The organism is Frankia sp. RB5, assembly GCF_059816245.1.
In genome coordinates this window covers 137,551-159,645 of sequence record NZ_JCBATA010000001.1, presented here as the reverse complement: position 1 = coordinate 159,645, position 22,095 = coordinate 137,551, and the positions used below count along the sequence as shown (strand labels likewise).

Here is a 22,095-nt window from a genome sequence, read left to right as displayed (position 1 = left end):
TCAGGCGTCCGCATCCTCTTCGTCCGCCGCTGCCAGCCGGGTGAGGAGCATCTCGGCCGGCAGGTCCGGGGTGACCGGCTCGCCTGCGCGGTCCCGCAGCTGCTCAAGGGCCCGACCACCCAACGGCGTCAGGCGCGTCTCGTCGTCGACCGCACCGAAGTCGGCGAGGACGCCCAGCGCCGCGTCCACCGCCGTCTTCCCTCGGCGGAACGCCTGGAACATCGCGCTGGCGACACCCAGGTCGCCGGCATCCTCGAGCAGCCGGAGCACCGCGCTTTCGATGTCCTCACGACGTGTGGATGGATGATCGGCCAAGACGGCGAGCACCAGCCGGCACGCGGCCGCCCCGCCGCGGCCTCGATGGTCATGCGACTCCGCCAGCAGGACCGCGTCCAGGCCAGCCAGCCACACCCGCAGCGGATCGTCGTCGGCCCCCGGCCCCGGGCCAGCCATCACCCTGACCGCGTCGACCACCAACAGCCTGGCGCTCCGCGCGACCAGCCAGGTGTGGTGCAGCAGTTCGACATCGGCCGCGGACCGCACGCGGCCCGGAAGGTCGACACCCGTTGCCTTCGCCGCCTCAGCGACATCGACCGGCCGCAGCACACCCTTCGCGGTCACCCGCCTACCCGTCGCCCCGACCCAGCGGGCCAGCGCGCGGGCGCGGGACATCACAGCACAGCCGTACGCATCATCGACGAGGTCCCCGCTCATCCGAGTGATCGTACGAGAGGTCCCGCACGGGATCGCGGCCGACTGTGTGGCACCGGTGGGGGATATCGGCAGCACCGATAGTGTCGGCGCCTATGGATGACGCGGACCTCCTCAAGCAGGTATCCCAGCTGCGGGACGCGGGAAGGTCGCCGAAACAGATAGCCCGCGTCCTGGGCATGCCGCCGTCGGCGGTCGCCCGGCTGGTGCGCACGGTCGCGGCTCAGACGCAGGCCGAGGCCGGTGAGCCCGCGGTTGTCGGCTGCTGGGTCAACGCCGGCTGGAGCCGAGGGCTCACTGTCGACCCGTCCCGGGGATGGGTCGACCAGGCACCGGAACCTGACGGCATCGGCGGGCTGGTCAGCGTGCTGGTCGCTCGCAGGCACCGCTGGGACAGGGTCTCGGTGTGCGGATACCTGGCCGACGTCTACTGCCTCGGGGTGAAGAACGCCTTCGGCCCAGACGTCAAGACCGAGCTCGAGCTGTCGCGGTTCCTGCCGGACTACTTCGCCAGCTACCCGGACGGCTGGCAGGACGCCCCGGGCGACCTGGCGGCCGACCTGGTGTTCGGCGCGGTCGAATATGCCCGCGGCCTGGGTTTCGAGCCGCACGTCGACTTCGCTCCGGCCGCCGGCCATCTGGGTTCGTGGGCGGGCCCGTCAGCCATTACCTTCGGCAGGGACGGCAAGCCGTTCTACATCTCCGGCCCATATGACAACCCCAGCAAGGTCATGAAGACCCTGCAAAGCACGGCCGGCTCACCCCCCGCATTCAACTTCCTCACCGGCATCGAAGGCTGACAGCCAGAAGGGACTCGTGGCCGCTTCCTGTCCCCTCACAGGTATGCCGCTGAGGTTTCGTCGTGCGCAGCCATCGGTCGTGGTCTGCCAGTTTGGTTGACGCGGGCTGGCCGTGTCCCGGCGAGCTATGCCGCCGGGCTCCCCGCCTGATGGCTCTCACACCGCCTTTTCTCCAACGCTCAGCACGACAGTCTTCAGCTAACGCACCTTGAAGTGGTTTTGCTCCTCCCCCGTAGGACGACGCAGGAGCGCCTGCGGCCCTCACGATCAAGGGTCCGCCTCCTCCATCGTCCGTGCAGCACGCACGTGTAATGAGCTACCGGCCTACCTTCAGAAAGCTCCTTCCCCGCGCTCGGGGCGCAACAAAAACAAACGATCTACGAGACCTGACCGGTTACGCCCGGGAGAGCCCGCCACATAACTACGAAATCCGAGATACCACGAAAGCCGAGATATTCCGCGAGTTGCGACTATCCACGCCGACTCGGTAGTCAGGTGGTGCGCCGCGAAGGCGTTGGATAGCGTCTCTTCTCGCGGGGAACGCCAGGCAAACAAGAACCACGAGGAAGGAATCATAGAATGACTCAGCAGGAGCAGCAGCAGCGTCAGCAGCTCGAGCAGCAGCTGCGGCAGAACTGGCGACAGCTGCGTTACCGCCTGCTCGACCAGTTCGGCCAGGTCGGCACGTCGGACATCGACGCCGCGACCGGCATCAACGACCTCATCGCGCGGATCGCGGACCGCACGAACCACAGCGAGCGGTACGTCGAGAACCGACTGCGCGAACTGGCTGGCGTGGGCGCGGGCCAGGGCGGCGTGTCCGGCGAGCGGTTCGGGGAGGGCGGCCAGGGCCAGCAGGGCCAGCAGCCCTTCGGCGCCCAGTAAGAGCGCTCCACGGACCGGGCAGGCGCGACCAGGGACCTTCAGCCCCTTCCCCGGCGCGCCTGCCCGGGTTCACGCCTCGCGGGCGGGATCCGTCGAGATCGCCAGCAGCGACCGGAAATCCAGAAGGCCATCAATGAGGTTGGCGGTCTCCACGGTCCGCGGCAGCCTGCGCAGCTCCTCCAGCATCGCATCCGTTTCCGACATGCTGGGAATATCGTTCACGGACGCTGCCAGCGTCACGATATCAGCCATGGGATCACCCGCCATTCAAGGATCAGAGGCACGCCGCCTAGCCGGGCAGATGCCAGGATTCCTCAGGCTCACATACGAGAATGTACACGCCGTTACGCCGAGAATGCAGAATCGTCACATCTCCTCATCGTCCGGGTGCATTGCGTGATGATCGATGGCGACCGGGGTCCACGCAGGACCAACATGATGGGTCTGTCTGACCTGCGCGAAGATCGTCACCCCCGCAGCGAGCAGGTGCTGTGGGACCGCTGGTCGGGCAGTTGGCACGGGGGACGTTGAACCTGGCGGACCGGAACTTCTTCTCGATGGGTCGCTGACGGGTCGCGGCCGCGACCGGCGTGCACCTGGCGTGGCGGGTGAAGAACGGCCACAGCTCCCTCGGGGAGATCCCCGGCGTCCTGTGGACGCCCGGATCCGTTTCCGCACCGGTGCCGCTGATCCTGGTCGGCCACCCCGGCGGGCTGCCCACGATGCGCCCCCGGCTGGCGGGGCGGGCCCGGCACCACGCGGCACAGTACGGCTTCGCCGCGGCGACCATCGAGCTCCCCGGCAGCGGTGACCGCCCCCGCTCTGCCGGCGCCGAGGCGGCCCGCGCCGACCTGCGCCGGGCGATGGCGGCCGGCGAGCCGGCCGGCGAGATCGTCAACGCCGTCGTCCTCCCGCTGGTCGACGCGTCGGTTCCGGAATGGCAGGCCACCCTCGACGCACTCCTTGCGCTGCCCGAGATCGACGGCCCGGTCGGGTTCGGGGGCGGACTGATCGCCCTCGGCATCCGGTTGGCGGTGGTCGAGCCGCGCATCTCGGCCGCCGTGTTCTTCGCCGGGCCTTTCGTGCCCGACGCCCTGGTCGACCAGGCCCGGCAGGTCACCATTCCGCTGCAGGTCCTGCTGCAGTGGGACGATGAGGGCAACGACCGGCAGTCGGCCCTGGACCTGTTCGACGTCTTCGGCTCCCAGGAGAAGACCCTGCACGTCAACCCTCGGCGGACACACCGGCGTCCCGTGGTTCGAGGTGGACGACGGGGCCCGGTACTTCGCCCGGCACCTGAGGTGAGGCCAGGCCGGCAGGCCAGCAGCGGACGGTAGGCGGTCTTCCGACTCTGCGTACTACGTCTGGGACCGCGTTTGGGTGATCATGCTGCGGATGTAGTGGTGGTGACGGGGAGTGGCCAGGCCGGGCGGGTGGCGCGGGAGGCGACGTAGCGGGCGCGGGTCTGCTGGTGGACGATGTTGGTCGGGCCGAACGCCGTGCGTGGGGAGGTAGGGAAGTTCATTGATGTGGTCCCGGTAACGCGCGAAGCGCACGTACCGTCGTCCCCGCCTATTAGGCAAGAAGGCCAATTGATCTCCAAGTCGGGGTCGCGCGTCAGCGGGCGAAGACGTTCCGGACGAAGAAGGACGCTCGCGCGTTTCTGGCGACGGTGGAGGCGGAAAAGTCGTGCGGCGCGTACCTCGATCCGTCGGCGGGGAAGATCCTGTTCCGCGACCACGCGGCAAGGTGGATAGCTGCACGGAATGTGGAGCTGACAACTGCGGCGGCGTCGGATTCCCGTATGCGATGCCACGTACTGCCGCAGTGGGGAGACTGGCCGCTGATCGCCATCGGATATCTGGACGTGCAAGGGTGGGTGACTCGCCTCTCGGAGAGGCTCGCGCCACAGACCGTGGTGGCCTGCTTCCGGCTGTTGTACTCGGCGATGAAGGCGGCCGTCCGGGCTCGCCTGGTGGCCATCAACCCGTGTGGAGGTGTGAGTCTTCCGGCTCGGAGGGCGCGCGGGTCGGTCGACGCGCGATCACTCGGGCTGAGCTGGTCGGCAAGATTCTTCCTGCGCTGCCCGAACGATATCGGGCGCTCGTGCTGACGGCTGCCTACACGGGGCTTCGGTGGGGTGAGTGCGCCGGTCTCCGCTGGGCTCAAGTGGACATGGACGCGCGGCGGCTCGTGGTCATCGAAACGGTGGTGGAGGTGTCGGGTCGGCTGACGAGAAAGCCCTATCCGAAGTCGGAAGCGGGTCGGCGCGCGGTGCCACTCCCGCAGGCTCTCGTCACTCGCCTCCGACGACATGCGGAACTCGTCCCCTCGGGCGCGGACGACTTGGTGTTTCCGGACTCGGGCGGCAGCTTCCTGCGACGGTCGAACTTTCGGCGCCACGTCTGGGTGCCGGCTCGGGCGGCGGCGGGGGTGCCGGACTCCCTGGCCTTCCACGGGCTGCGGCACTGCTACGCCACGTGGCTGATCACGGAGGGGGTGCCTGTGAACGTCGTACAGGTCGCACTCGGGCACGAACGCGCGAGTATGACGCTCGACCGGTACACCCACCGTCCGCGCGACTACGAGGACCGGCTGCGAGACGCGCTGACCGACTCTGCTGACGATTCGCCGACCGGCGATGATCGTGAGGGGTAGTCGATCATGCAAATATGCTGGTGGAGACGCGGGGATTTGAACCCCGAACCCCTGCCTTGCAAAGTCGGCCCGGTCCGTCCGCAGACGTCCACGTCTGTCCGTAGCGCTCCCTCCGACCTGGCCATCTGGGCCGCCATCGACCGCAGCCGTCCGCGAACGTCCGCAGGCTTGGCTACACGTTTGGCTACACCGGGCCTCCTAGACGAGTAATTCCTGACCCGGTCCTGACCGGCCGGCCGCGTCCTGACGCTGTGCATCTGGTGCGTAGACGTGGAGAGAGGGCCTCCAAGATCGAGTTGTGACGCAAGACCTGGAGACCCTCCTCACGGCACTTTACGTAAAGATCGACAACAGGTACGACGGGAGGCGGCGCGCGGGCAGACACCCACTACTGTCCGACGCCGAGCTTGTCTGCCTGGCCGTCGCCCAGTCGCTACTCGGCTTCACCTCGGAAGCCCGCTGGCTGCGGTACGCCCGCAAACACATGTCCGACATGTTCCCCTACCTTCCGCTGCAACCGGGCTACAACAAGCGACTCCGCAACGCGTTGCCGCTGGTCAAGAAGGTCATCCGAGACCTCGCGGCCGACACCGACTTCTGGTTCGACGACGTGTGGATCATCGACGCGACGCCCGTGCCCTGCGGGATGTCCCGGCCAACGGTCAAACGCTCCAACGCGGCCGGCTGGGCCAACTACGGCTACTGCGCGTCACACTCACGCTTCTACTGGGGGCTCAAGCTCTACCTGGTCCGCACACCCGTCGGCATGCCGATCATGTGGGCGCTGGCCGACCCGAAGATCGGCGAGCGGGAGGTCCTCGAGGCGATACTCGACCGCGACGAGGATCTGATCAACCAGCGCGGTCAGATCCTGTTGATCTCGGACAAGGGCTTCGCCTCCGGGGAGCTCGAGAAGCACCTGTCCGAGGAGGGCATCGAACTGCTCCGGCCGCACCGCAAGAACGAGAAGGTACGGCCCGGGGAATCGCTACTCAAGAGCGTCCGACAGCTGATCGAGTCGGTCAACGACACCCTCAAAGGGCAGCTTGACCTGGAAGAACACGGCGGACGGACCCTCGAGGGCATCGGGATCCGGGTCGCCCAGCGGATCACGGCCATGGCCGCGGGGCTCTGGCACAACCACAAGACCGGCGCGCCAGTGATCCGCTCGTTGATCGCCTACGACCACTGACCCTCAGGAATTACTCGTCTAGGGCGGCTCGGCCCACACACGGACTGGGAGACCACCGCATCTCGTCCGCCGACGCGTCCGGGCATCCGAAGACCTGGTCACGGACACAGCCTCGCCCAACCGGACCATCGATCACCGCAGGCTCGCAACACGCTCGAGCCCAGAATCACTCCACGTGTTCCTTCAAGTAGGTGGCCGTATGAAGCGACATGTCGTAGAGTGTCCTTTCTGGCACGCATCGTGCAGTCCGCGCCGGGGGGTGGGAGTTGAGTCGGAGACAGTTCGGACGCTTGGATCTGAGTGGCGCAATCGGCCGCTACGGAGTTTCCTATGTTCGAAAAGTGTGTGCGCATGCCCACGTCCCTTTTGGCGAGAATTCTGCCGACGAAGACATTTTCGCCCTTGATGGCGACATCAAGTACCTAGAAGGATCTATACGCGTCCAGATTAAGGGCACCACCCAGTGGTCCTTAAAAAACGGGCGCGAATCGCTATATTTTCCCATTGAAGATGAGTGGCGGGAAAAATGGAGGCGCCAGATTAATCCTGCCTACCTAGTCGTAGTTTTGCTTGCGAGAGACGAGCTTGACTGGGTGCGCTACGAGGAACAGTTCACCGTTCTAAACTCATACGCACTTTGGTCTCGCATAGACGGAATCGACGAAGGTACCACGTCAGTTGAGCTGAAAAGAACCCGGAGATTCACTGCAGAGACGATAGACGATTGGCACTCCACGCTCATCTCAGAGTATGGTGTGGGCGTGTGAGTCACCCTGTTCACGAACCTCGCCAGGCACCGAGCTCCCTACCGCGCGTGGAAACCGTGAAGAGGTTTCTTCAGATCCAAGGCTGGGCGCTTGCCGGCACCGGCTCCAGGGGTGAGATGTGGGGGAAGGACCGATTCCGAGTTGCCATCCCCAATAACTGGGCCTCAGACTTCGCGCTGGCTAGGGAAACGGTCGCAAGACTCGCAAATGCTACAGATACAGATCCTGGCTCCTTGTGGCTTCGCCTAATAAACGACGGTTTCGATCTAATAAAGATGCAAATTGAGGGCCAGTCCCTGAGGCCTGGATATATTCAATTAGGCGAGGCCAGCGCAGCAGTATCAAGTGCCAAGCGTTTGATTTCATGCGCCGGAACGTCAGCCGTTCGGCCCACTCGACGTATAGACGGGAAATACGATAGGAGAGCGCAGCGAGTAGCACGCGAGGCTCTCTTGGGGCACACAAAAGACGGGTCTTTCATATTTCCCATATACGTCCAAGTCCGCTCGGTCGACACCCGAGACGAGCTGTTCTCAGACGAGCTTTTCGAAGCATTTCCACGCCGAACCACAAGAGCCCTCTCGGATTCACTCACCATGGCTCGTCGCTTGGTTGATCAGACAGGAGAGAGCATCGAAAGAGATTTGGATGATGCAGTTGCTGCTGGCGTCTCTAGTGAGCTATGTTCCTCTCTCGCAAAAATGCTACAGGGGCAAGACATTGAGCATTTAAAAATTGCTTTCGAGTGGGGCCTATCTCCCGGTCCGGCGCCTGAGGGCACAACAACGATTGCATTCGATAAGGCCGCTCAGTCGGTTCTCAAATCGCTCGCGCGACGTCTCGCGACTCCCGCCCCTGATCGAGAAATGAATTACGTCGGACGACTCATCACCATAGGCCGGGATCCAGACGAACGGGAACATTTTATTGTGATCCACACGTATCGCAACGGGCGTCCCACAGAGCTACGCGTTCTAGTCGGCGAAGAGGTGCATTCAAAGGCAGTTCGCTGGTACGAAGAGAAAGCAACAATCATCGCCCGTGGAATTGTTCAAGATGTGCAGTCGCAAGCAATTATAAGGGAGCCTCTGTCAGTTAAGGCGATCGTCGAAAGCCAGCTTTCCTAATCGCCCCGGTTAAACGATCGGGGGCGTGGGGCGAGCATGGCGCCGGCCGGCGCACGCGCCCCTCTGCCGTCGCACGGCGCTGGCTTGAGTCGCGCATTGACTCCCCCAGAACGCACCCGTCCGTGAACCTCCGCCGGACTCGGCTACGCAACTGGCTACGCTCTCCGGGCCGCGTGAGTGACGCAACCCACGGATTAAGAGATCACCAGAGGTTCGTCCGTCGGTGTCCGTGGACATGCACCGGCGCCGGTCACTGGCTTGGCCTCGTCCACCGAGCGACGTGGCTGTCTCCCGCCGTCCGTGGGCTTGGCTGCCGCTCTGGCTGCCACCCGCCCCGACGGCCATTGCCTCCCGCCACGTGGCCCGACCCAATGTCTCCCGGCCGCCCGCTGGCATGCCCCCTGCCCGCGGGTGTAGCCGCTAAGCGTACCCGGCGGCGAGATAGTGTTTGGCCATTGTGCCAGGGCTGGATCGGCTAAGCGCTCGCGTCAGCTGCAATGAGTGGGCTGTCTCACCCTGCTCGATGTTCGCTTTATAGCAAAGAGTAGCCTGCCGGACATGACGCAAGCACGGGGGTTCTTGTCGTATCAGCACGACGACGATAAGGCGGAAGGCGGTCGCATCTGTCAGCTCGTGAGAGATATTTCCGAACAATACGAGCTGCTTACCGCTGAGCGGATAGAACTGTTCCTTGACCGAGATCACATCGCGTGGGGTGAGGAGTGGCGCAGCAGGATCGGGGAGAGCCTTTCTTCGGTCGCTTTTTTCATCCCGATTTTGACGCCTCGATACTTCCTCAGTGTTGAGTGTCGGCGTGAGCTCCAGATTTTCGCGCGTCGTGCAGATAGAATTGGCGTCCGGGATCTGATTCTGCCTATCCTCTACGTTGATGTTCCCGCCCTATCTAACGAGAGCTCCGAAGACGATCTAATCAACTTGGTCAGGACCTTTCAGTGGGAAGATTGGACGCAACTGCGCTTCGCGGCCCGCGACTCAGGAGAGTACCGGAGTGCGGTTTCGCGCCTTGCTAGACGACTCAAGGATGCAAACATTGCCGCCGAGTCTCTGCGGCCGGAAAGCGTACCGCCCGCGCCATTGTCCCCTGATGACGATGACAATGAGGCCGGATATGTGGACAAGATTGCTGCGGCCGAGGAGACGATGCCCCAGTGGGTAGAGACCATCGTGGCCGTAGCGAAAGAAATTGAGCACGTCAGCGACTCTATGCAGGCGGCTAACCTGCGAATAAGGGCGGCTGGTGAAAGTTCCGCCTATGCTGTGCGGCTAACGGAAGCACGCAAGCTAGCGGCGGATCTAGAAGGTCCGGTAGTGCGAATCGAAGCGCTGATTAACAACTATTCGACGCAGCTCAATACGGTCGACGATGGCATTCGCACGATTATCGAGATGGCGCCCGATGAAATTGATCGACGACCTGAAAGTCGGACCGTCGTATGTGAGTTCTTTGCCTCGATGTCTGATCTAGCCATATCCGCCAGGGAGGGTTTCGGCTCTGCGGAGAGTATGGTTCGCACGGTATCCGATCTTGAGGGCAGCACTCGTCTGTTGCGTCCGACTATGCGACGTCTCCGTAAAGCGCTTACGATAATGATCGAAAGCAGAGAAGTGACAAATGAATGGGCAGATCTTATCCGGCGGTCGCCGGTAGATTGTCCGCAGGAACTCGGTACAGCCACAAGCTGAAAAACGCTGGAAAAGTAGAGCGCACTGGCCCCGTCTGCGCGAGTGAGGACACGGTGCGGGGCCGCGACGCACCGGCGAGCATGGCGCGCCAGCGCCACGCGCAGCCGTCGTGTGGCGTGGTCCCGCACCGCGCTTGATCCTAAAACGGGGGTTTCGGCAGTGTGCGGCAGCGGCTGACGGCTCCGTGGCTCGGGTCGTACGGTGATCGGGTGGAGGTAGCGGCTGCTGAGCGGTTGGCGAGCGAGCTTCTGACCCCGCTGGGGGATCGGTGGCGGCATGTACAGGCAGTTGCGGCTGCCGCGCGGGAGGTCTCGGCGGCTGTCGATCCGGCAGAGCGGGACCTGCTGGTGTCGGCAGCCTGGCTGCATGACATCGGGTACGCCCCGTCCATCGGGCATCTGCGGTTCCACCCTGTCGACGGGGCTCGGTTCCTGGCGGGCCAGGACACACCGGAACGACTGTGCGCCCTCGTCGCGCATCACTCGTGCGCCCGGTACGAGGCCGAGGAGCGCGGGCTGACGGCGGAGCTGGCCGCCTGGGAGCTGGAAGAGTCGGCCGTGATGGACGCGCTGTGCACTGCGGACATGACCCGGGGTCCCCAGGGGCAGCGGTTCGCCTTTCCGGAGCGGATAGCGGAGATCCTTTCGCGGTACGGGGAGGGTTCGATCGTGTACCGGTCCATCACCAGGTCCCGGCCCGACCTGGCAGCTTCAGTCGACCGGACCATGGCGCGGCTCGCGGCAGTTCAGCCAAGGTAGGGCGTCGCCCGGCGGTCCAGGTAGTGATCGATGCGTAGACGCATTGACGGATGGATGTTCAGCGCGTCGAGGTCGGCAGGGGCGACCCACTTGACCTCCTTCGTCTCGCTGGAGGTGCGCAGCTCACCGCTGAGGTTGCGGGTGGTGAAGCAGAGGGAGAACTGCTGGCGGACCTCGCCGTCGTCGTAGGCCAGGACGTGCCGCGGGTTCGTGTACACCCCGATCAGGCCGGTGACCTCGATATCGACGCCGGTCTCCTCCTTGGTCTCGCGGACAGCCGCGTCGGTGATGGATTCACCGAGATCCATGCCACCGCCGGGGAGGGCCCACAGGTCGTTGTCGGTCTTGTGGACCATGAGGATGCGCCCGGCCTCATCGATGACGACCGCGGTGACGGACGGGACGACGCTGTTCGCCTTGGGGGCGTTCGGGTCGTTGAAGTAGTCGATGCGTGCCACGGGTATCAGGCTCCTTCCGTGGAGGCCCAGACGCGCTCGAAGCTCGCCGCGTAGTGGTCGAACAGTCCGCCGGAGCGGGCGTGAAGATGCAGAACGGGCGAGTGCGCGGCGGGGGCGCCGTAGACGTGGATGTTCACGAGCATCTCGCCGTCGAACCGGTAGATCGAGTTGTACAACGTGGTGCGGTGCAGGCGGAGATCGACCCCGGGCGCGTCCCGTAGGGCGGCAAGGTAGGTGAGGGTGATCCGGGTCCGGGCGGCCAGGCCGTCGCCGATGCCCTCCTCGTCCCCGCGCAGGCTGACCGCCGGCGACTCAGGGTCCCCAAGCGCGTAGCGGATCTTCACGCCGCTCTCGCCCTTGCGGCGAAGGACGTGCGTGAAGTCGGCGTGGCCGTCGGGAAGAAACAGACCGGCAATCACGAGGACGTCGACCTGATGCGTCGCGTCGGCGAAGAGAGTCCGCCACAGGTCGGCGGGTACGGCGGTACGGCTTGGGTACACGCGCACAACGTCGCTCGGCACCTCCGCGGCCGGAACGCCCGGCTCGGGCCGGGGCCCGGGAACGGTGCCCGGCTTCTCGGCCAGGCCGATACGCGTGCGTGGGATACCGATCCCGTCAGCGATGCGCTCGAAGATCTCCAGGCTGGTGACCTGGCGGCGACCGTTCTGGATCTCGCTCACGTGGGACTGCGGGACCTCGCAGACGGCCGCGATCTGCGTCTGCGTCGCTCCGGTCCACTGGCGGTAGATCTTGAAGACCGCGCCGATGTCCCGGCGGGCAAGGGCCTCGGACATGTCCGGGCGGTCCCACAGATCGGGCGGGGCCTGGGGGAGCGGACGGCGGACGGACACCACGTAGCGCCTCCGGACGGTAGGAACAGGACCGTCAGTCCTCGATCGACTGCGTGGCAGCTTATCCGGTCTCCGTATAGATCGGAAGTCTGGGCGTATACGTCCGGTGCCCTTCCGTGACATCTGTCCTGGCTGGACGGTGGGAAAGTAACGGCTCCGGCCAGGCTGGCCGCCCGGCAGGGAGCTGCCCCTGTGCATGTCGCGGACCCGGGAGGGCAGATCATGATCACATTTGGGACGGGTGGTGGACTCGATCCGGACGCGCTGATGTTCGGCGTCGTCCGCTTTCGACCCGGGGACGGACGGCAAGTACGCGACGTCTTCGGCGCCTTCGACTCCCCCGCCGCCGCCGATCTGTTCGTCGTGGAGAGGCGCTGGACGGATGACTACCAGGTGTCCGCGCTGCGGCTCGCGGTCCCGGAGGCGCTGCGGCCACCGGCCGGGTCCCGACTCGCCCTGGATCATCTGGCGGCGCGCTATCCGAACCGTCGGCGGCGGCCATGACCTCGGCTGCGTCGTCCGATCGGACGGATGCGACCGCGCCGAGCCCACCGCCCGCCAGTGGGCAGGGTGACCAGGGCAGACCACCCGCCGTCGCTCTGCTGCCCTGGGGTGCGGCGGAGTGGGCCGTGATCATCCAGCCGGGCTCCGACTCCGCTGACCTGCTGCGCGCGGTGGCACGGATGCCGGCCGGGCTGACCTTCGCCGAGTCCTTCGAGGATGTCGACATGGTGCTCGTCTACCGGGCGTCGGCCGACTACTCCCCAAGTTCCGGTGACGACGTGGAGCCCTCCCGGCGGGGCCTGGCGGGCACGGCGCTCAGGACGACCCTCGACCTGCATCCCTGCCGGCCGGACTCGCGGTGGATGACCAACGGGGAGCGCGCCGCGTTCCAAGCCGGCCAGGTGGAGGCCCTCGAACTGGTGCGCCGGGCGATCCTGCACGCACTCGGGGTGCCGCCGGTAGCGTGAGCTGAGGGCCTCCTACAGCCCGAAATCGGAACGGGCCGTGCTCGGCGCTGAATCTACTTCGCCGGGCGCGGCCCGTTTCCATCGTCATCCTGCCGGCCACGACTCACGCCTGGAACGATGCGCTCCGCCAGGTCGGTGAGGCGCTCTTCGATGCGGAGCAGGACGGCGAGGATCTGCCGCTCGGTGCCGGCGATGTCGGCGGCGGTGTCCGCCGGTTCCTGCTGCGAGGCGGCGTTCCCGACCAGGACGCGGATGAGATGGTCGTCCGGCCAGTCGAGCGCGCGGGAGACCGCAGTGAGCGTAGCGTTCTGAATCCTCCGGCCGCGGGCTCCATGCTGGAGCTGCCGTAGAGTCGCAACGGACACTCCCGAGGCATCGGCAAGCGCCTGCTGTCCGAGCCTCAGCGCGGCCATCCGCTCGTTGACAGCATCGGCCACGGCCTGCCAGTCTTCGCCCTCGACCCTTCCGCGGGCCGTGTATGGCGGAACTCCCCGTCGGTTTGCCATACGGCAAAGCTAGCGTGACGCCGAGTGGATATTCTAGCCGGTCACCGGATAACTTCGATACTCCGCGCGTATACATGGATACGAAAAGACTTGGCGAGCGGTTGGTGAGCGGTTCAGAGTGGGTTCTGCCTGGCGGCGCCGGAACCCCGGTGGCGGGGCAGACTCACTCGGAGGTCTTCTCCATGGCTGTTCCTACTCGTATTCCGGTGCGATTCGAGGACGTGTTTCCGGCTGGTGCGTTCGTGCTGGAGGTGGAGGCGGCGAGCGACTACGACAAGGTGAAGGCGAACCTGTCGGATGTGCAGGCGCGGGACAAGGACACCGGCGAGCGGTTGTGGGTGGTCCGGGTACTGGACGCGGACCCGGCGGCCCGGCAGGCCGAGGCGAAGGTGAAGATCACGGCCGAGGTGCAGCCGGTGCCGCCGGACGTGATGCCGGGGACGCCGTTTCGCCCGGTGGTGTTCGAGGGGCTGACGGTGACGCCGTGGGTGGACACCAGCGGCTCTCGGCCGCGGCAGGGGTTCGCGCTGCGTGCGTCGGCCATGCAGGCGGTGGGGACTCCGGCTCGTCGGACGTCGGCGGTGGCGGCATGAGCGGCGGCACGGTGACGACGTCGTACTCCTCGGTCGGCGTGACCGTGGGCACGGACTGGTTGGTGTCATGCCACACCTACCCGGACCGCCGGCCAATCCTGGCGGTGGACGCAGGTGATCTGCACCTGACCCTCAGCGCCGCGCCCGAGGCGCCGTCCGGCGACCACATCGACTTCGCGTACAAGCTGCTCGCCGCCGCCAACGAGTACCTGATCGCCTGCGAGACTCACCAGCTCGACGCCGAGGACGCGGCGACCACGGCCGCGGAACCCGCCGACAGGCTGGAACGCCGCGCCGCATAGCGCCGCTTTACCGGTCGCCCTTGTCGACTCGCCTTCTCGCTCGGGTCGACCGCTTAATTCTCCGTTTCCCGACCCCTGTAGTTTCGTGCGCTCGAAAGCAGGTGGATATCTGTCATGTCCAGAATCAATGGTGACCGGCCGTCGCCGCGTATTCCGACCCGTGCGGACAAGGTGCGGGTGCCGCTGTGGATGCTGCTGCTGGCCGCCGCCTGCAAGCTCGCGTGGCTGGCGGTCCGCTGGGGTTTCCGTCACCGCGTCGCGGTCGCGGTCGTGGTGGGGCTGCTGCTGTTCACGCACCGCTTCGGCCTGGTGGGCCTGGGCGCGTTGCTCGGCGGCCTGGCTGCGGTGGTGCTTGCCTGGGCTCGGCTGCATCCGCGGTCGCTGGCCTGGTTGGGCTGCTGGGTGTTGGGGCGGGCGCGGCTGGCGTTCGTCTACCGCTGGCGGTGGCAGTCGGCGATGGTGCATACGGATCTCGCGATCCGGATGCCGGCTTCGACCGGCGATCAGGTGACGTTCGACGAGGTCTTCCCCCGTATCCGCACGATCCGTTCCACCCGTGCCGTCGACGTCCTGCGGGTGGAGCTGCTGCCAGGGCAGACGCCGCAGAAATGGGCGGAGCAGGCCGAGGCGCTGCGGCACATCTTCCGGGCACGCCGCTGCCAGGTCCACGCCGAGACGTTCCGCTTCGTCCGACTGCACTTCCATCGCTGTGACCCGCTGACCCCGCCGACCGCCACCCGGTCGTGCGATGGGGGTGAAGGCTTCGTACCCGCACGAGGCCTTCCCGCTTTGGCTAGACAACGATCTCAGGATGCCGCCACGCCACACCCGGGGGGTTCGGGGGGTCGTCCCCCCGGCCAGCATCGCGGCAGCTGGGAAGGTGCCCCAAAGGGCAACGACCATGAGGAATCAGCGCGTGGAGACGCGGGGATTTGAACCCCGAACCCCTGCCTTGCAAAGGCAGTGCTCTGCCAATTGAGCTACGCCCCCTCGGCGCGACCGCCGGACGGGGCTGCCGACCCGGAGGCCGGGAGCCGCGCGGCGAGGCGCGTCACCAGACTACGTCATCCGGGTCGCGCTGGACGTTCGCGAGGGAGAGAACTCGAAGACCACATGTGCGGCGACCCCCTGGCCCCGCTGGCGCCCAGCGTAACCGCTGCGGCGACTGGGCGTCGGGGAGTAGCCGGGGCAGGAGCTGCACTCGGACGAGCCCGCTCGGGCGGACACGGCCGCAGGCCGGCAGGCAGGTCTGCGGCCTGCGATGTCACGCTGCGCTGACGATGGAGGCGGCAGCATGTCACCCGCCGCCCGCCAGCGCGGCACTGATGTGGCAGCGTGTGTCGCGAATTCTGGGGCAAATCGGACGGGGAACCGCGAACTGGCGACACGGTACCCGTCTGCCATGCATCACTCCGGTCGACGACCCGCCTCGACAGCCACAGCCACGAGGAAACCTTGGCGACGATGGTTACTGTTCGTGATCGACGCCGTTTCACGCGGTCGACGGGCGGCAGGTGGCGGGGGCCGGCGTCGGCGGAGGTAGACGTAGACGCCAGCGGCCACAAGGCGGTTGGGGTCAGCGGGAGTCGGGGCGGCGGAGGGTGGGGTCGATGTAGGCGAGGCGTTCGCGGACCTTGAGGGCGAGGTCGCGGAAGTCCGAGTAGCAGCGGCGGACGGCGGTCGCGGTGCCACCGACGGCGCCGTCGGCGGCGCGCAGCTCGAACATGGGCTTGCGGGCGTCGTGGGCGAGCGGGATCAGGTTGGCGTAGTGCCGCATGGTGGCGATCTCGAAGGAGCGGTCGCGGGACCCGGGGTTGCCCGACGTCAGGACCGAGGTGGCGAAGACCTCGGGGATGCGGTCGAGCCAGCGGTCGTGGGCCTTGGCGGGGCGGTCGGTGCGGGTGGGGGGCTGCATGATGATGTAGCCGATCGGCATCATCAGGGCGCGTGGCGCGGGGATCCGGTCGGGAACCTTCGGCAGCACGGTGCTCTGCCAGGTGGATCGCCACTCGCGCAGTGTTGGGCCGAGGTTGCGCAGGCCGCGCAGCGAGAACAGGTCGGCGGCCAGCGGCATGAGCACCGTGTCGGCGGACAGCAGCGACGCCCGGTTGATGGCGCCGAGGTTCGGGCCGACGTCGATGAGGACGATGTCGGCCCCGACGGCCCGGGCGCCGTTGTCGATGACCCGGTGCAGGGCCGTCGTCGTGCGCAGGGCGGCGACATCCTTGCCGAGGAAGCTGTTCGGCCAGGCGGCGGACAGCCGGTCCTCGAAGACGCTGAGCTCGACGTCCCCGGGCAGCAGCCACAGACCGTCCTCGATCGTCACCGGCTCGAACATCTCGACGTCGCCGATGCCCTCCATGATCGGTTCGATGGCGGTGGCCATCGTGCCGGTCCTCGCGGTGGTGCGCGGCCGACGGGTGTCGAGGTCGAGGTCGAAGGGCTTCGGCGCGGACGACGCCGTGTCCTCCGGCTCGCTCCACAGCATGGTCAGCTCGTCCTCGTCGAGGAACTGGGCGGTGAGGTTCGCCTGGGGGTCGAGGTCGACGGCGAGCACCCGGTGGCCCATCCGCTGCAGCATGTGGGCCAGGTGGTAGGCCAGCGTCGTCTTGCCGACGCCGCCCTTGTTGTTGAACAGCGCCATCGTGATCATGTGGCGCTCCGCGCACGCCCGTCGCGCGGGGCCCCGCCCAGGGCCCGACCCACACTGTCCAGGTTGTCCGACACGGCAAGCATTCTTACGCCTGCCCGTTGCCCACCGATGGGCGGGAGACGCACAACCGGGCGACGATCACGCACCGTCCGGCAACGACGCCGGCGGGAGGCCCCTGCCAGCGTGACGGCGGCGCCCACCTGACGGCTTGGTCAGACGTCTGAGCGGCAGAGGCCGGCACCGGCGACGATCAGGAGTCGGTTCAGAACCAGGGGGTGAGCTCGGGCCATCCGTCGCGGCCGGGCACCCGGCCGGTCAGCCAGGCCAGCGCGGGCAGCGTCGCGTCATCCACGACCACGATCCGCTCGCCGCGCCGGCCGGCGGCATGCGACGGCCGGTCCCCCGGCGTCAGCAGCAGCGTGACCTCGGGCGGGACCCGGTCAGGCAGGCCGCGGATCGTCCGCTCCCATTCGACGTCGACGTACGCGGGGGTGAGGTCGGCCCAGCGGGGACCGCCCAGATCAGCGAGATCCAGATCCACGAGATGGATCTCGACCTCGCGCCAGCGCAGGAAGACCAGATCCGCGAGCGTGGTCACGCCGTAGGAGCTGACCCGGCCGGCGCCGGAACGCCAGACGTCCACATGGGTCGCGTCCCAGGCCCGCTCCAGCCGGGCGATGGCGGCGGCCAGCTCGGCGCGCGCGGTCGCGGCCTCGACCCGTTCGCCGGCGGCGATGTCGTCGGCACGCTGACGTGCCCCGCCGGGATACATGTCGACGACCTCGCCGGCGGACGCGCCCTCGACCATCCCGGCATGGGCCTCCGCGTTGCGGGCCAGATGGGTGAGCAGGTGCGCGACGCTCCACCCCGGCAGGGCGCACGGGCGGCGCAGCACCTCGTCATCCACCCGGTCGACGAGGTCGAGCAGGCGCCGGTGCGCGGCGGCACAGCCGGCGAGAAGGTCGTGCGGGATCACCGAAGGCAGGTAGCCCGACGAGGGCAGACCGGAACCGGACGCCGCCGCGACCGCGGACTCGATGCCGGCCTCCTGCGCCGGTCCCGCGTCCGGGTCCGCCGGCCCGATGATCGGACGGGATGATGAAGGGGCAGCCATGACCCCACCGTGCACCCTTCGCCGCGCCGATGCCAGGCGAAGCGCCCGACCAGGAACGTCCCACCCGGAGGTGGCGCCCGGCTACTCTTCGGACGGCGTGCCACCCGCTTCTGGCGGGGAAGCCAGGAACTGCTCCAGGGCGGCGCTCAGCCCTTTCTCCGTCACCGCTGTCGGCGCGGCCCGGCGCAGGGAGAACAGGCCCAGGTACGTGGTGTAGGCGAGCACGGCCCGGCCGCGGGCCTGCGGCGCGGGCTGGCCGAGCGCCGAGTAGATCCGTTCGAGGTATTCAAGCCGGCGCTGGGTCACCCGCTCCAGCACCGGCGCGACCAGCGGGGACGGCGCGTCGGCGAGCAGAGCGGCCTCCACGCTGCCCGTCACCGTCGCGCCGAAGGCACGCGCGAACAACGCTCGCAGTCGGAGCGCCGGATCGGCGATCGCCTCCAGCTCGTCGATGACCTCCGCGGTTCCGCGCTGCTCCCAGACCAGCAGGGCGGCGGTCAGCAGCTCCTCCCGATTGGCGAAATGCCAGTAGAAGCTGCCCTTGGTAGCCCCCAGACGGGCAGCGACCGGCTCAACCGCGACGGCGGCCAGCCCGCCGGCCGCGATGGCCTCCAGCGCCCCCGTGATCCAGTCCTCCCGTGACAGCCGGCGCGGCGGGCCGCCCGTGCCGCGGACACCCGGCACCCGCCGACCCCCGGTCGCGGAGGACGGGACGACGGCCATGTCCATACGCTACCGTACGGTCATCTCCATACGGCACCGTATGGAACGCCAGATCGCCGCCGGGAGCGCCCATGGCCACCACCCCCACCCCGCACACACCGTCGGCCTCGACCACGCACAGCTCGACCGCGCCAGGCTCGCGGGCCGGATCTCTCGCTCTGGCGAACCGTTGGGCCGAGGCGCCGTTCCGCAGCCGGTACACGCGGTGGGTCGACGCGCCGCCCGAAGACGTCCGGCGGGCGATGGATGAGCTGACGCTCGACGAGCTCCGGCTGGGCCGGCTGCTCATGGCCGTGCGCACGCTGCCGAGCAGGGTCGGCGGCCGCGCGTCGACGGCGGCACCGGGCGCGCGGCCATCCCGCGTCGCGCACGGCGACGGAGCACGCCCCATGCTGGACACGTTCGCCAGCCGAGGATTCCTGCCCCTGTGCGCGGACGCGGACGGCATCGCCGCCGGCATCATCGGCCAGTTCTGGCACGCCCGCGTGCCCCGGCCCGTCGGCATCACCGACGCCGACGCCTTCGACGCCTTCCACACGCCCGGCTGGGCGAAGGCCGTCACCACGATCACAGTGGTTCCCGAGCGCGGCGGCAGCCGGTTGTCCACGTCGACGGCCATCCACCCGACCGACGACGCGGCCCGCCGGGCGTTCGGCCGCTACTGGCGGCTCATCGACGTGCCCTCGGGGCTCATCCGCCGCGAGTGGCTCGCCGCGATCGCCCGCCGCGCGCGCCACGCCCGACTATCCTGACCTGGCCGGATGATCCCGGCCAAGGCCAAGGCCAAGGGTCCGTAGCATGGGGGCAGCGGAGCGCAGTGGGCCCGCGCGGGAAGCGGGGCGCCGCCGAGCCCGAATCCCGGCACCCGGCGGGCGGAAGGACAGGACGGGCGCGTGTTCACGACTCCTCGCTTCCTGCAGGGAATCGTCCCGTTCGAGGGTCGCGGGCTGGAGGCGCCGTTCACCCTCGGTCCGGCGTTCGCCTACACGGTGCCCGCCGCCATCACGGCGCAGCCGCTGTACTTCCGCGGCGGCAACTCCACCGACGGGCTGATCTGCGTGATCCTGCAGCGTGACGGCGCGCCGATGCGCTACTTTCCCATCGGCGCCCGGGCCTCCGTGCACGTCCCGTTGCGCGTGATCGAGGACCTGCCGCCGCAGACCCGGATCGAGCTGCTGCTCGCCGCGCCGGTGGGGCTTTCCGGCACGGTCGTCGTCGACGTCGGCATCGTCGAGCTCTGACCAGCGCCCGCGGGACATCGGACGACCTGGCGGGACCACCGGGGACACCGAACGCGTCGGCAGGACGCGGCCGGAACGGGGCTCGAACGACGACGACCGCGGGCGGGCCGATCAGTGGATCGGCCGATCAGTCGTCGGGTGGCGCCGCGCGACGGGTTCGCTTGGTGGCGGAGCGCTGCTTCTTCGCGGACAGGCGCCGCTCGACGGAGCCACGGGTGGGCGCCGTCGGCCGGCGAGCCCGGGCCGGGCGGGCCGTCGCGGCGCGCAGTGCCTCCACCAGCCGGTCCAGCGCCGCCTCCCGGTTGCGCAGCTGGGAGCGGTGTTCGCTGGCGACGATGGTGAGCACCCCGTCGTGCAGTCGGTCGCCGAGCCGCGCGACGGCGCGGTCCCGCAGCGCGGCCGACAGCGCCGGGGAGCCGGCGACGTCGTAGGAGAGCTCGACCCGCGAGTCGGACGTGTTCACCGACTGGCCACCGGGGCCGGACGACCGCGAGTACCGCCAGCGCAGGTCGGCGACGGGAAGCACGAACCCTGGGCGGACCAGGATCTCCCGGGGCAGCATGGTCACATGGTGCCCGATCCCGGGCCGCCCGTCAGGTGAGTTTGGAGCCGCCCAGGTCGAACGGCTCCGCCGGACCGCTCAGGCCGGACCGCTCAGGCCGGACGGCGCCGTCGCGGACGGCTCAGCGCGGAGTGGAGGTGGTGGTGCCGGCGGTGGAGGTCGCCTCGCGCCACAGGTCGATCTCCTCGCCGCCGCGCGCCCGCCGCCGGGCGGCGGTGAGGGCGGCTCCGGCCCCGGCCAGCAGCGCCAGCACGGTCATCTTGCGCGCCATGTCCGCTCTCCTCGTGCTCATCGGCGTCCCGTCGTCGGCGTCGCAGGACCGCGGCGGCTCGATCACGTCCACGTTATCCCGCGTCCGCGGCGATGTCGCGCCCGGGCGCGTTCCGCGGAACGCCCTCGACGGGACACGCCCTCGGGGCCGTCAACGCCCTGGTCGCCCGCCCGAGACCACCGGCCCACGGGCGATGCCAGGCCGGCAACGACAGGATCAGCGCCGCAGCAGGCCGCGCAGGCGGGAGCGGGTCGGCCAGGACGGTGGCGGCCCGGACACCTCGTAGGCGGGGAACGCCCGCTCGGCCACGTCGACGAGCATCGCCACGTCGATCGGCCGCAGCACCATGCCGGCGGACAGGATGTAGTCGGCCACCCCGGTGGCGGGCAGCAGCAGCACCCCCTCGACGAGGGCGAGCCCGGCTGGCACCTCGGCCCGCGCGAACGCGACCACCGGCTGGACCTCCAGCTCCCAGCCCTGCGGCAGCTCACCGAGCAGCTGGGCGGTGGCTTCCTCCCCCATCCAGGCGACCAGGCCGAGCATGGCGCGCAGCGGCACCTTGCCGGCCCACACGCCGGCCGCGTTCTGGCGGACGGGACCCTGATGGGCGTCGGTCTCGATCACCCAGGCGCCGGACGGGCCGATGACCAGATGGTCGATGTTGCCCGCCGAGTCGGCCAGCGAGCGGTCGTGCAGCACCGTGTAGCCGGCGCGGACCAGGCGGTCGAGCGCGCGGGCCGTGCTGCGCTCGGCCTCGGCGTCCTCACGCCACGCCTCGATCTCGGGCGGGGTGCGGAAGAAACGCGCCGCCGCGACGGCGGCGACCCCGAGCACCGCGGCGAGCGACAGCTGCGCCATCGCCCCCGCGGACAGCCCGGCGAGGCCCGCGAGCACCACCACGGCCGCGACCGCGGCGGCGGCCAGCATGCCGGCGAGGATCAGCGCCCGCCGTTTGTGATCTCCGCGCTCGGCGGAATAGAGCTCCTTGCGCCGCAGGTACTCGGCCATGGCCGAACGTCCCGCTGACTGCCGACCGGACACGTCCGCGGTCACCACCTCCCGGCGCCGTCTAGACGCCGTTGCGCTCGGCGTTGTCTCCGGTGACGGAACCGGGCCGGGTCGTTGTCGGTCACGACGAGCTACCGGCTTTCTGGTCCATCCCGGTCACCATTCCATCGAATACACAACAGCGACAGGGTCAGGGACGTGGAATATGCGAGAGAGAACCACGTTGAACCCACATCTATA

Annotated in this window: 27 protein-coding genes, 1 tRNA gene and 1 pseudogene; 16 read left to right on the top strand and 13 right to left on the bottom strand. The window is 68.1% G+C overall.

Annotated features, from left to right (window positions below):
• Complete coding sequence (locus tag AC6EXY_RS00660; protein WP_499816792.1) at window positions 1-714, bottom strand: hypothetical protein; 714 nt, start codon at window positions 712-714, stop codon at window positions 1-3.
• Between the two features lie 92 nt (window positions 715-806).
• Here AC6EXY_RS00660 and AC6EXY_RS00655 point away from each other — a divergent pair, with 92 nt between their 5' ends.
• Both AC6EXY_RS00655 and AC6EXY_RS00650 read left to right on the top strand, forming a co-directional pair.
• Entirely contained in the window at window positions 807-1,511 is a 705-nt protein-coding gene (locus tag AC6EXY_RS00655) for a helix-turn-helix domain-containing protein (RefSeq protein WP_499816791.1), read from the top strand.
• Between the two features lie 579 nt (window positions 1,512-2,090).
• The gene (locus tag AC6EXY_RS00650) at window positions 2,091-2,396 is read left to right on the top strand and encodes a hypothetical protein (protein WP_101833911.1); all 306 of its coding nucleotides are present in this window, start codon (window positions 2,091-2,093) and stop codon (window positions 2,394-2,396) included.
• 69 nt (window positions 2,397-2,465) lie between these two features.
• On the opposite strand, the gene AC6EXY_RS00645 is transcribed toward AC6EXY_RS00650, so the two are convergent.
• Window positions 2,466-2,648, bottom strand: coding sequence for a hypothetical protein (locus tag AC6EXY_RS00645; protein WP_101833908.1), 183 nt, complete (start codon window positions 2,646-2,648; stop codon window positions 2,466-2,468).
• A gap of 338 nt (window positions 2,649-2,986) precedes the next feature.
• On the opposite strand from AC6EXY_RS00645, the gene AC6EXY_RS00640 reads away from it, so the two are divergent.
• Window positions 2,987-3,733, top strand: coding sequence for a dienelactone hydrolase family protein (locus AC6EXY_RS00640; protein WP_499816790.1), 747 nt, complete (start codon window positions 2,987-2,989; stop codon window positions 3,731-3,733).
• A gap of 47 nt (window positions 3,734-3,780) precedes the next feature.
• Here the strand turns inward: AC6EXY_RS00640 and AC6EXY_RS00635 are convergent, their stop codons facing one another.
• Window positions 3,781-3,921 (bottom strand): hypothetical protein, encoded by a 141-nt coding sequence (locus AC6EXY_RS00635; protein ID WP_499816789.1) that lies wholly within the window; start codon window positions 3,919-3,921, stop codon window positions 3,781-3,783.
• 284 nt (window positions 3,922-4,205) lie between these two features.
• Between AC6EXY_RS00635 and AC6EXY_RS00630 the strand changes: the two genes are divergently transcribed.
• The 6 genes from AC6EXY_RS00630 (at window position 4,206) to AC6EXY_RS00605 (ending at window position 10,602) form a co-directional block, all read left to right on the top strand.
• Window positions 4,206-5,054, top strand: a complete 849-nt coding sequence (locus AC6EXY_RS00630; RefSeq protein ID WP_499816788.1) for a tyrosine-type recombinase/integrase — start codon at window positions 4,206-4,208, stop codon at window positions 5,052-5,054.
• Window positions 5,055-5,352: 298 nt separating this feature from the next.
• Window positions 5,353-6,246, top strand: coding sequence for an IS982 family transposase (locus AC6EXY_RS00625; RefSeq protein ID WP_499816787.1), 894 nt, complete (start codon window positions 5,353-5,355; stop codon window positions 6,244-6,246).
• Between the two features lie 266 nt (window positions 6,247-6,512).
• A complete protein-coding gene (locus AC6EXY_RS00620) occupies window positions 6,513-7,013 on the top strand; it encodes a DUF4365 domain-containing protein (RefSeq protein ID WP_499842274.1) in 501 nt (166 codons plus the stop codon).
• 596 nt (window positions 7,014-7,609) lie between these two features.
• Window positions 7,610-8,140 (top strand): hypothetical protein, encoded by a 531-nt coding sequence (locus AC6EXY_RS00615; protein WP_499816785.1) that lies wholly within the window; start codon window positions 7,610-7,612, stop codon window positions 8,138-8,140.
• 501 nt (window positions 8,141-8,641) lie between these two features.
• Window positions 8,642-9,844, top strand: coding sequence for a TIR domain-containing protein (locus AC6EXY_RS00610; protein ID WP_499816784.1), 1,203 nt, complete (start codon window positions 8,642-8,644; stop codon window positions 9,842-9,844).
• 209 nt (window positions 9,845-10,053) lie between these two features.
• Complete coding sequence (locus AC6EXY_RS00605) at window positions 10,054-10,602, top strand: HD domain-containing protein (protein WP_499816783.1); 549 nt, start codon at window positions 10,054-10,056, stop codon at window positions 10,600-10,602.
• Here AC6EXY_RS00605 and AC6EXY_RS00600 read toward each other — a convergent pair.
• Both AC6EXY_RS00600 and AC6EXY_RS00595 read right to left on the bottom strand, forming a co-directional pair.
• Window positions 10,590-11,060: an NUDIX hydrolase gene (locus AC6EXY_RS00600; RefSeq protein WP_499816782.1), complete on the bottom strand. Its 471-nt coding sequence runs from the start codon at window positions 11,058-11,060 to the stop codon at window positions 10,590-10,592. The genes AC6EXY_RS00605 and AC6EXY_RS00600 overlap by 13 nt on opposite strands.
• A 5-nt stretch (window positions 11,061-11,065) precedes the next feature.
• The gene (locus tag AC6EXY_RS00595; RefSeq protein ID WP_499816781.1) at window positions 11,066-11,854 is read right to left on the bottom strand and encodes a helix-turn-helix domain-containing protein; all 789 of its coding nucleotides are present in this window, start codon (window positions 11,852-11,854) and stop codon (window positions 11,066-11,068) included.
• A 279-nt stretch (window positions 11,855-12,133) separates the two neighbouring features.
• Here AC6EXY_RS00595 and AC6EXY_RS00590 point away from each other — a divergent pair, with 279 nt between their 5' ends.
• Together AC6EXY_RS00590 and AC6EXY_RS00585 are read left to right on the top strand one after the other, a co-directional pair.
• The gene (locus AC6EXY_RS00590; RefSeq protein ID WP_499816779.1) at window positions 12,134-12,415 is read left to right on the top strand and encodes a hypothetical protein; all 282 of its coding nucleotides are present in this window, start codon (window positions 12,134-12,136) and stop codon (window positions 12,413-12,415) included.
• Window positions 12,412-12,882 (top strand): hypothetical protein, encoded by a 471-nt coding sequence (locus AC6EXY_RS00585; RefSeq protein WP_499816778.1) that lies wholly within the window; start codon window positions 12,412-12,414, stop codon window positions 12,880-12,882. Before AC6EXY_RS00590 ends, AC6EXY_RS00585 begins: the two co-directional genes overlap by 4 nt.
• 53 nt (window positions 12,883-12,935) lie before the next feature.
• Here AC6EXY_RS00585 and AC6EXY_RS00580 read toward each other — a convergent pair whose 3' ends face one another.
• Window positions 12,936-13,388, bottom strand: a complete 453-nt coding sequence (locus AC6EXY_RS00580) for a helix-turn-helix domain-containing protein (RefSeq protein ID WP_499816777.1) — start codon at window positions 13,386-13,388, stop codon at window positions 12,936-12,938.
• A 182-nt stretch (window positions 13,389-13,570) separates the two neighbouring features.
• Here AC6EXY_RS00580 and AC6EXY_RS00575 point away from each other — a divergent pair, with 182 nt between their 5' ends.
• The 3 genes and pseudogenes from AC6EXY_RS00575 to AC6EXY_RS00565 form a co-directional block, all read left to right on the top strand.
• Window positions 13,571-13,981 carry a plasmid replication, integration and excision activator gene (locus tag AC6EXY_RS00575; RefSeq protein WP_499816775.1) on the top strand — a complete coding sequence of 137 codons (411 nt, stop codon included), beginning with the start codon at window positions 13,571-13,573 and terminating at the stop codon, window positions 13,979-13,981.
• Entirely contained in the window at window positions 13,978-14,283 is a 306-nt protein-coding gene (locus AC6EXY_RS00570) for a hypothetical protein (protein ID WP_499816774.1), read from the top strand. Before AC6EXY_RS00575 ends, AC6EXY_RS00570 begins: the two co-directional genes overlap by 4 nt.
• Window positions 14,284-14,397: 114 nt before the next feature.
• Window positions 14,398-15,033: pseudogene (locus AC6EXY_RS00565) on the top strand (FtsK/SpoIIIE domain-containing protein); the annotation flags it as partial.
• Window positions 15,034-15,200: 167 nt separating this feature from the next.
• On the opposite strand, the gene AC6EXY_RS00560 reads toward AC6EXY_RS00565, so the two are convergent.
• The 4 genes from AC6EXY_RS00560 to AC6EXY_RS00545 all read right to left on the bottom strand — a co-directional run bounded on the left by AC6EXY_RS00560 (window position 15,201) and on the right by AC6EXY_RS00545 (window position 18,773).
• Window positions 15,201-15,273: transfer RNA gene (locus AC6EXY_RS00560), tRNA-Ala, on the bottom strand.
• A 586-nt stretch (window positions 15,274-15,859) separates the two neighbouring features.
• On the bottom strand, window positions 15,860-16,936 hold the full coding sequence (locus tag AC6EXY_RS00555) for a ParA family protein (protein ID WP_101833894.1): 1,077 nt from the start codon (window positions 16,934-16,936) through the stop codon (window positions 15,860-15,862).
• Window positions 16,937-17,198: 262 nt separating this feature from the next.
• On the bottom strand, window positions 17,199-18,050 hold the full coding sequence (locus AC6EXY_RS00550; protein WP_101833892.1) for a maleylpyruvate isomerase N-terminal domain-containing protein: 852 nt from the start codon (window positions 18,048-18,050) through the stop codon (window positions 17,199-17,201).
• Between the two features lie 81 nt (window positions 18,051-18,131).
• Window positions 18,132-18,773, bottom strand: a complete 642-nt coding sequence (locus AC6EXY_RS00545) for a TetR/AcrR family transcriptional regulator (protein ID WP_101833922.1) — start codon at window positions 18,771-18,773, stop codon at window positions 18,132-18,134.
• 71 nt (window positions 18,774-18,844) lie between these two features.
• Here AC6EXY_RS00545 and AC6EXY_RS00540 point away from each other — a divergent pair, with 71 nt between their 5' ends.
• Both AC6EXY_RS00540 and AC6EXY_RS00535 read left to right on the top strand, forming a co-directional pair.
• Window positions 18,845-19,525, top strand: a complete 681-nt coding sequence (locus tag AC6EXY_RS00540; protein WP_101833890.1) for a hypothetical protein — start codon at window positions 18,845-18,847, stop codon at window positions 19,523-19,525.
• Between the two features lie 141 nt (window positions 19,526-19,666).
• Window positions 19,667-20,014, top strand: a complete 348-nt coding sequence (locus AC6EXY_RS00535) for a molybdopterin oxidoreductase (RefSeq protein ID WP_101833888.1) — start codon at window positions 19,667-19,669, stop codon at window positions 20,012-20,014.
• Between the two features lie 127 nt (window positions 20,015-20,141).
• On the opposite strand, the gene arfB is transcribed toward AC6EXY_RS00535, so the two are convergent.
• From arfB to AC6EXY_RS00520, 3 genes are all read right to left on the bottom strand, one after another.
• On the bottom strand, window positions 20,142-20,576 hold the full coding sequence (arfB, locus tag AC6EXY_RS00530) for an alternative ribosome rescue aminoacyl-tRNA hydrolase ArfB (RefSeq protein WP_101833920.1): 435 nt from the start codon (window positions 20,574-20,576) through the stop codon (window positions 20,142-20,144).
• 121 nt (window positions 20,577-20,697) lie between these two features.
• The gene (locus tag AC6EXY_RS00525) at window positions 20,698-20,847 is read right to left on the bottom strand and encodes a DLW-39 family protein (protein ID WP_101833918.1); all 150 of its coding nucleotides are present in this window, start codon (window positions 20,845-20,847) and stop codon (window positions 20,698-20,700) included.
• A 216-nt stretch (window positions 20,848-21,063) separates the two neighbouring features.
• Window positions 21,064-21,855 (bottom strand): nuclease-related domain-containing protein, encoded by a 792-nt coding sequence (locus AC6EXY_RS00520; RefSeq protein ID WP_101833886.1) that lies wholly within the window; start codon window positions 21,853-21,855, stop codon window positions 21,064-21,066.
• Between the last annotated feature and the right edge of the window lie 240 nt (window positions 21,856-22,095).

Coding starts and splice junctions, on each gene's coding strand:
- AC6EXY_RS00520 (WP_101833886.1), bottom strand. CDS start 21,855: ATGGCCGAGTACCTGCGGCGCAAGGAGCTCTATTCCGCCGAGCGCGGA.
- AC6EXY_RS00540 (WP_101833890.1), top strand. CDS start 18,845: ATGGCCACCACCCCCACCCCGCACACACCGTCGGCCTCGACCACGCAC.
- AC6EXY_RS00655 (WP_499816791.1), top strand. CDS start 807: ATGGATGACGCGGACCTCCTCAAGCAGGTATCCCAGCTGCGGGACGCG.
- AC6EXY_RS00650 (WP_101833911.1), top strand. CDS start 2,091: ATGACTCAGCAGGAGCAGCAGCAGCGTCAGCAGCTCGAGCAGCAGCTG.
- AC6EXY_RS00590 (WP_499816779.1), top strand. CDS start 12,134: ATGATCACATTTGGGACGGGTGGTGGACTCGATCCGGACGCGCTGATG.
- AC6EXY_RS00545 (WP_101833922.1), bottom strand. CDS start 18,773: ATGGCCGTCGTCCCGTCCTCCGCGACCGGGGGTCGGCGGGTGCCGGGT.
- AC6EXY_RS00645 (WP_101833908.1), bottom strand. CDS start 2,648: ATGGCTGATATCGTGACGCTGGCAGCGTCCGTGAACGATATTCCCAGC.
- AC6EXY_RS00525 (WP_101833918.1), bottom strand. CDS start 20,847: ATGGCGCGCAAGATGACCGTGCTGGCGCTGCTGGCCGGGGCCGGAGCC.
- AC6EXY_RS00585 (WP_499816778.1), top strand. CDS start 12,412: ATGACCTCGGCTGCGTCGTCCGATCGGACGGATGCGACCGCGCCGAGC.
- AC6EXY_RS00555 (WP_101833894.1), bottom strand. CDS start 16,936: ATGATCACGATGGCGCTGTTCAACAACAAGGGCGGCGTCGGCAAGACG.
- arfB (WP_101833920.1), bottom strand. CDS start 20,576: ATGCTGCCCCGGGAGATCCTGGTCCGCCCAGGGTTCGTGCTTCCCGTC.
- AC6EXY_RS00580 (WP_499816777.1), bottom strand. CDS start 13,388: ATGGCAAACCGACGGGGAGTTCCGCCATACACGGCCCGCGGAAGGGTC.
- AC6EXY_RS00570 (WP_499816774.1), top strand. CDS start 13,978: ATGAGCGGCGGCACGGTGACGACGTCGTACTCCTCGGTCGGCGTGACC.
- AC6EXY_RS00615 (WP_499816785.1), top strand. CDS start 7,610: ATGGCTCGTCGCTTGGTTGATCAGACAGGAGAGAGCATCGAAAGAGAT.
- AC6EXY_RS00595 (WP_499816781.1), bottom strand. CDS start 11,854: ATGTCCGAGGCCCTTGCCCGCCGGGACATCGGCGCGGTCTTCAAGATC.
- AC6EXY_RS00635 (WP_499816789.1), bottom strand. CDS start 3,921: ATGAACTTCCCTACCTCCCCACGCACGGCGTTCGGCCCGACCAACATC.
- AC6EXY_RS00575 (WP_499816775.1), top strand. CDS start 13,571: ATGGCTGTTCCTACTCGTATTCCGGTGCGATTCGAGGACGTGTTTCCG.
- AC6EXY_RS00660 (WP_499816792.1), bottom strand. CDS start 714: ATGAGCGGGGACCTCGTCGATGATGCGTACGGCTGTGCTGTGATGTCC.
- AC6EXY_RS00630 (WP_499816788.1), top strand. CDS start 4,206: ATGCCACGTACTGCCGCAGTGGGGAGACTGGCCGCTGATCGCCATCGG.
- AC6EXY_RS00550 (WP_101833892.1), bottom strand. CDS start 18,050: ATGGCTGCCCCTTCATCATCCCGTCCGATCATCGGGCCGGCGGACCCG.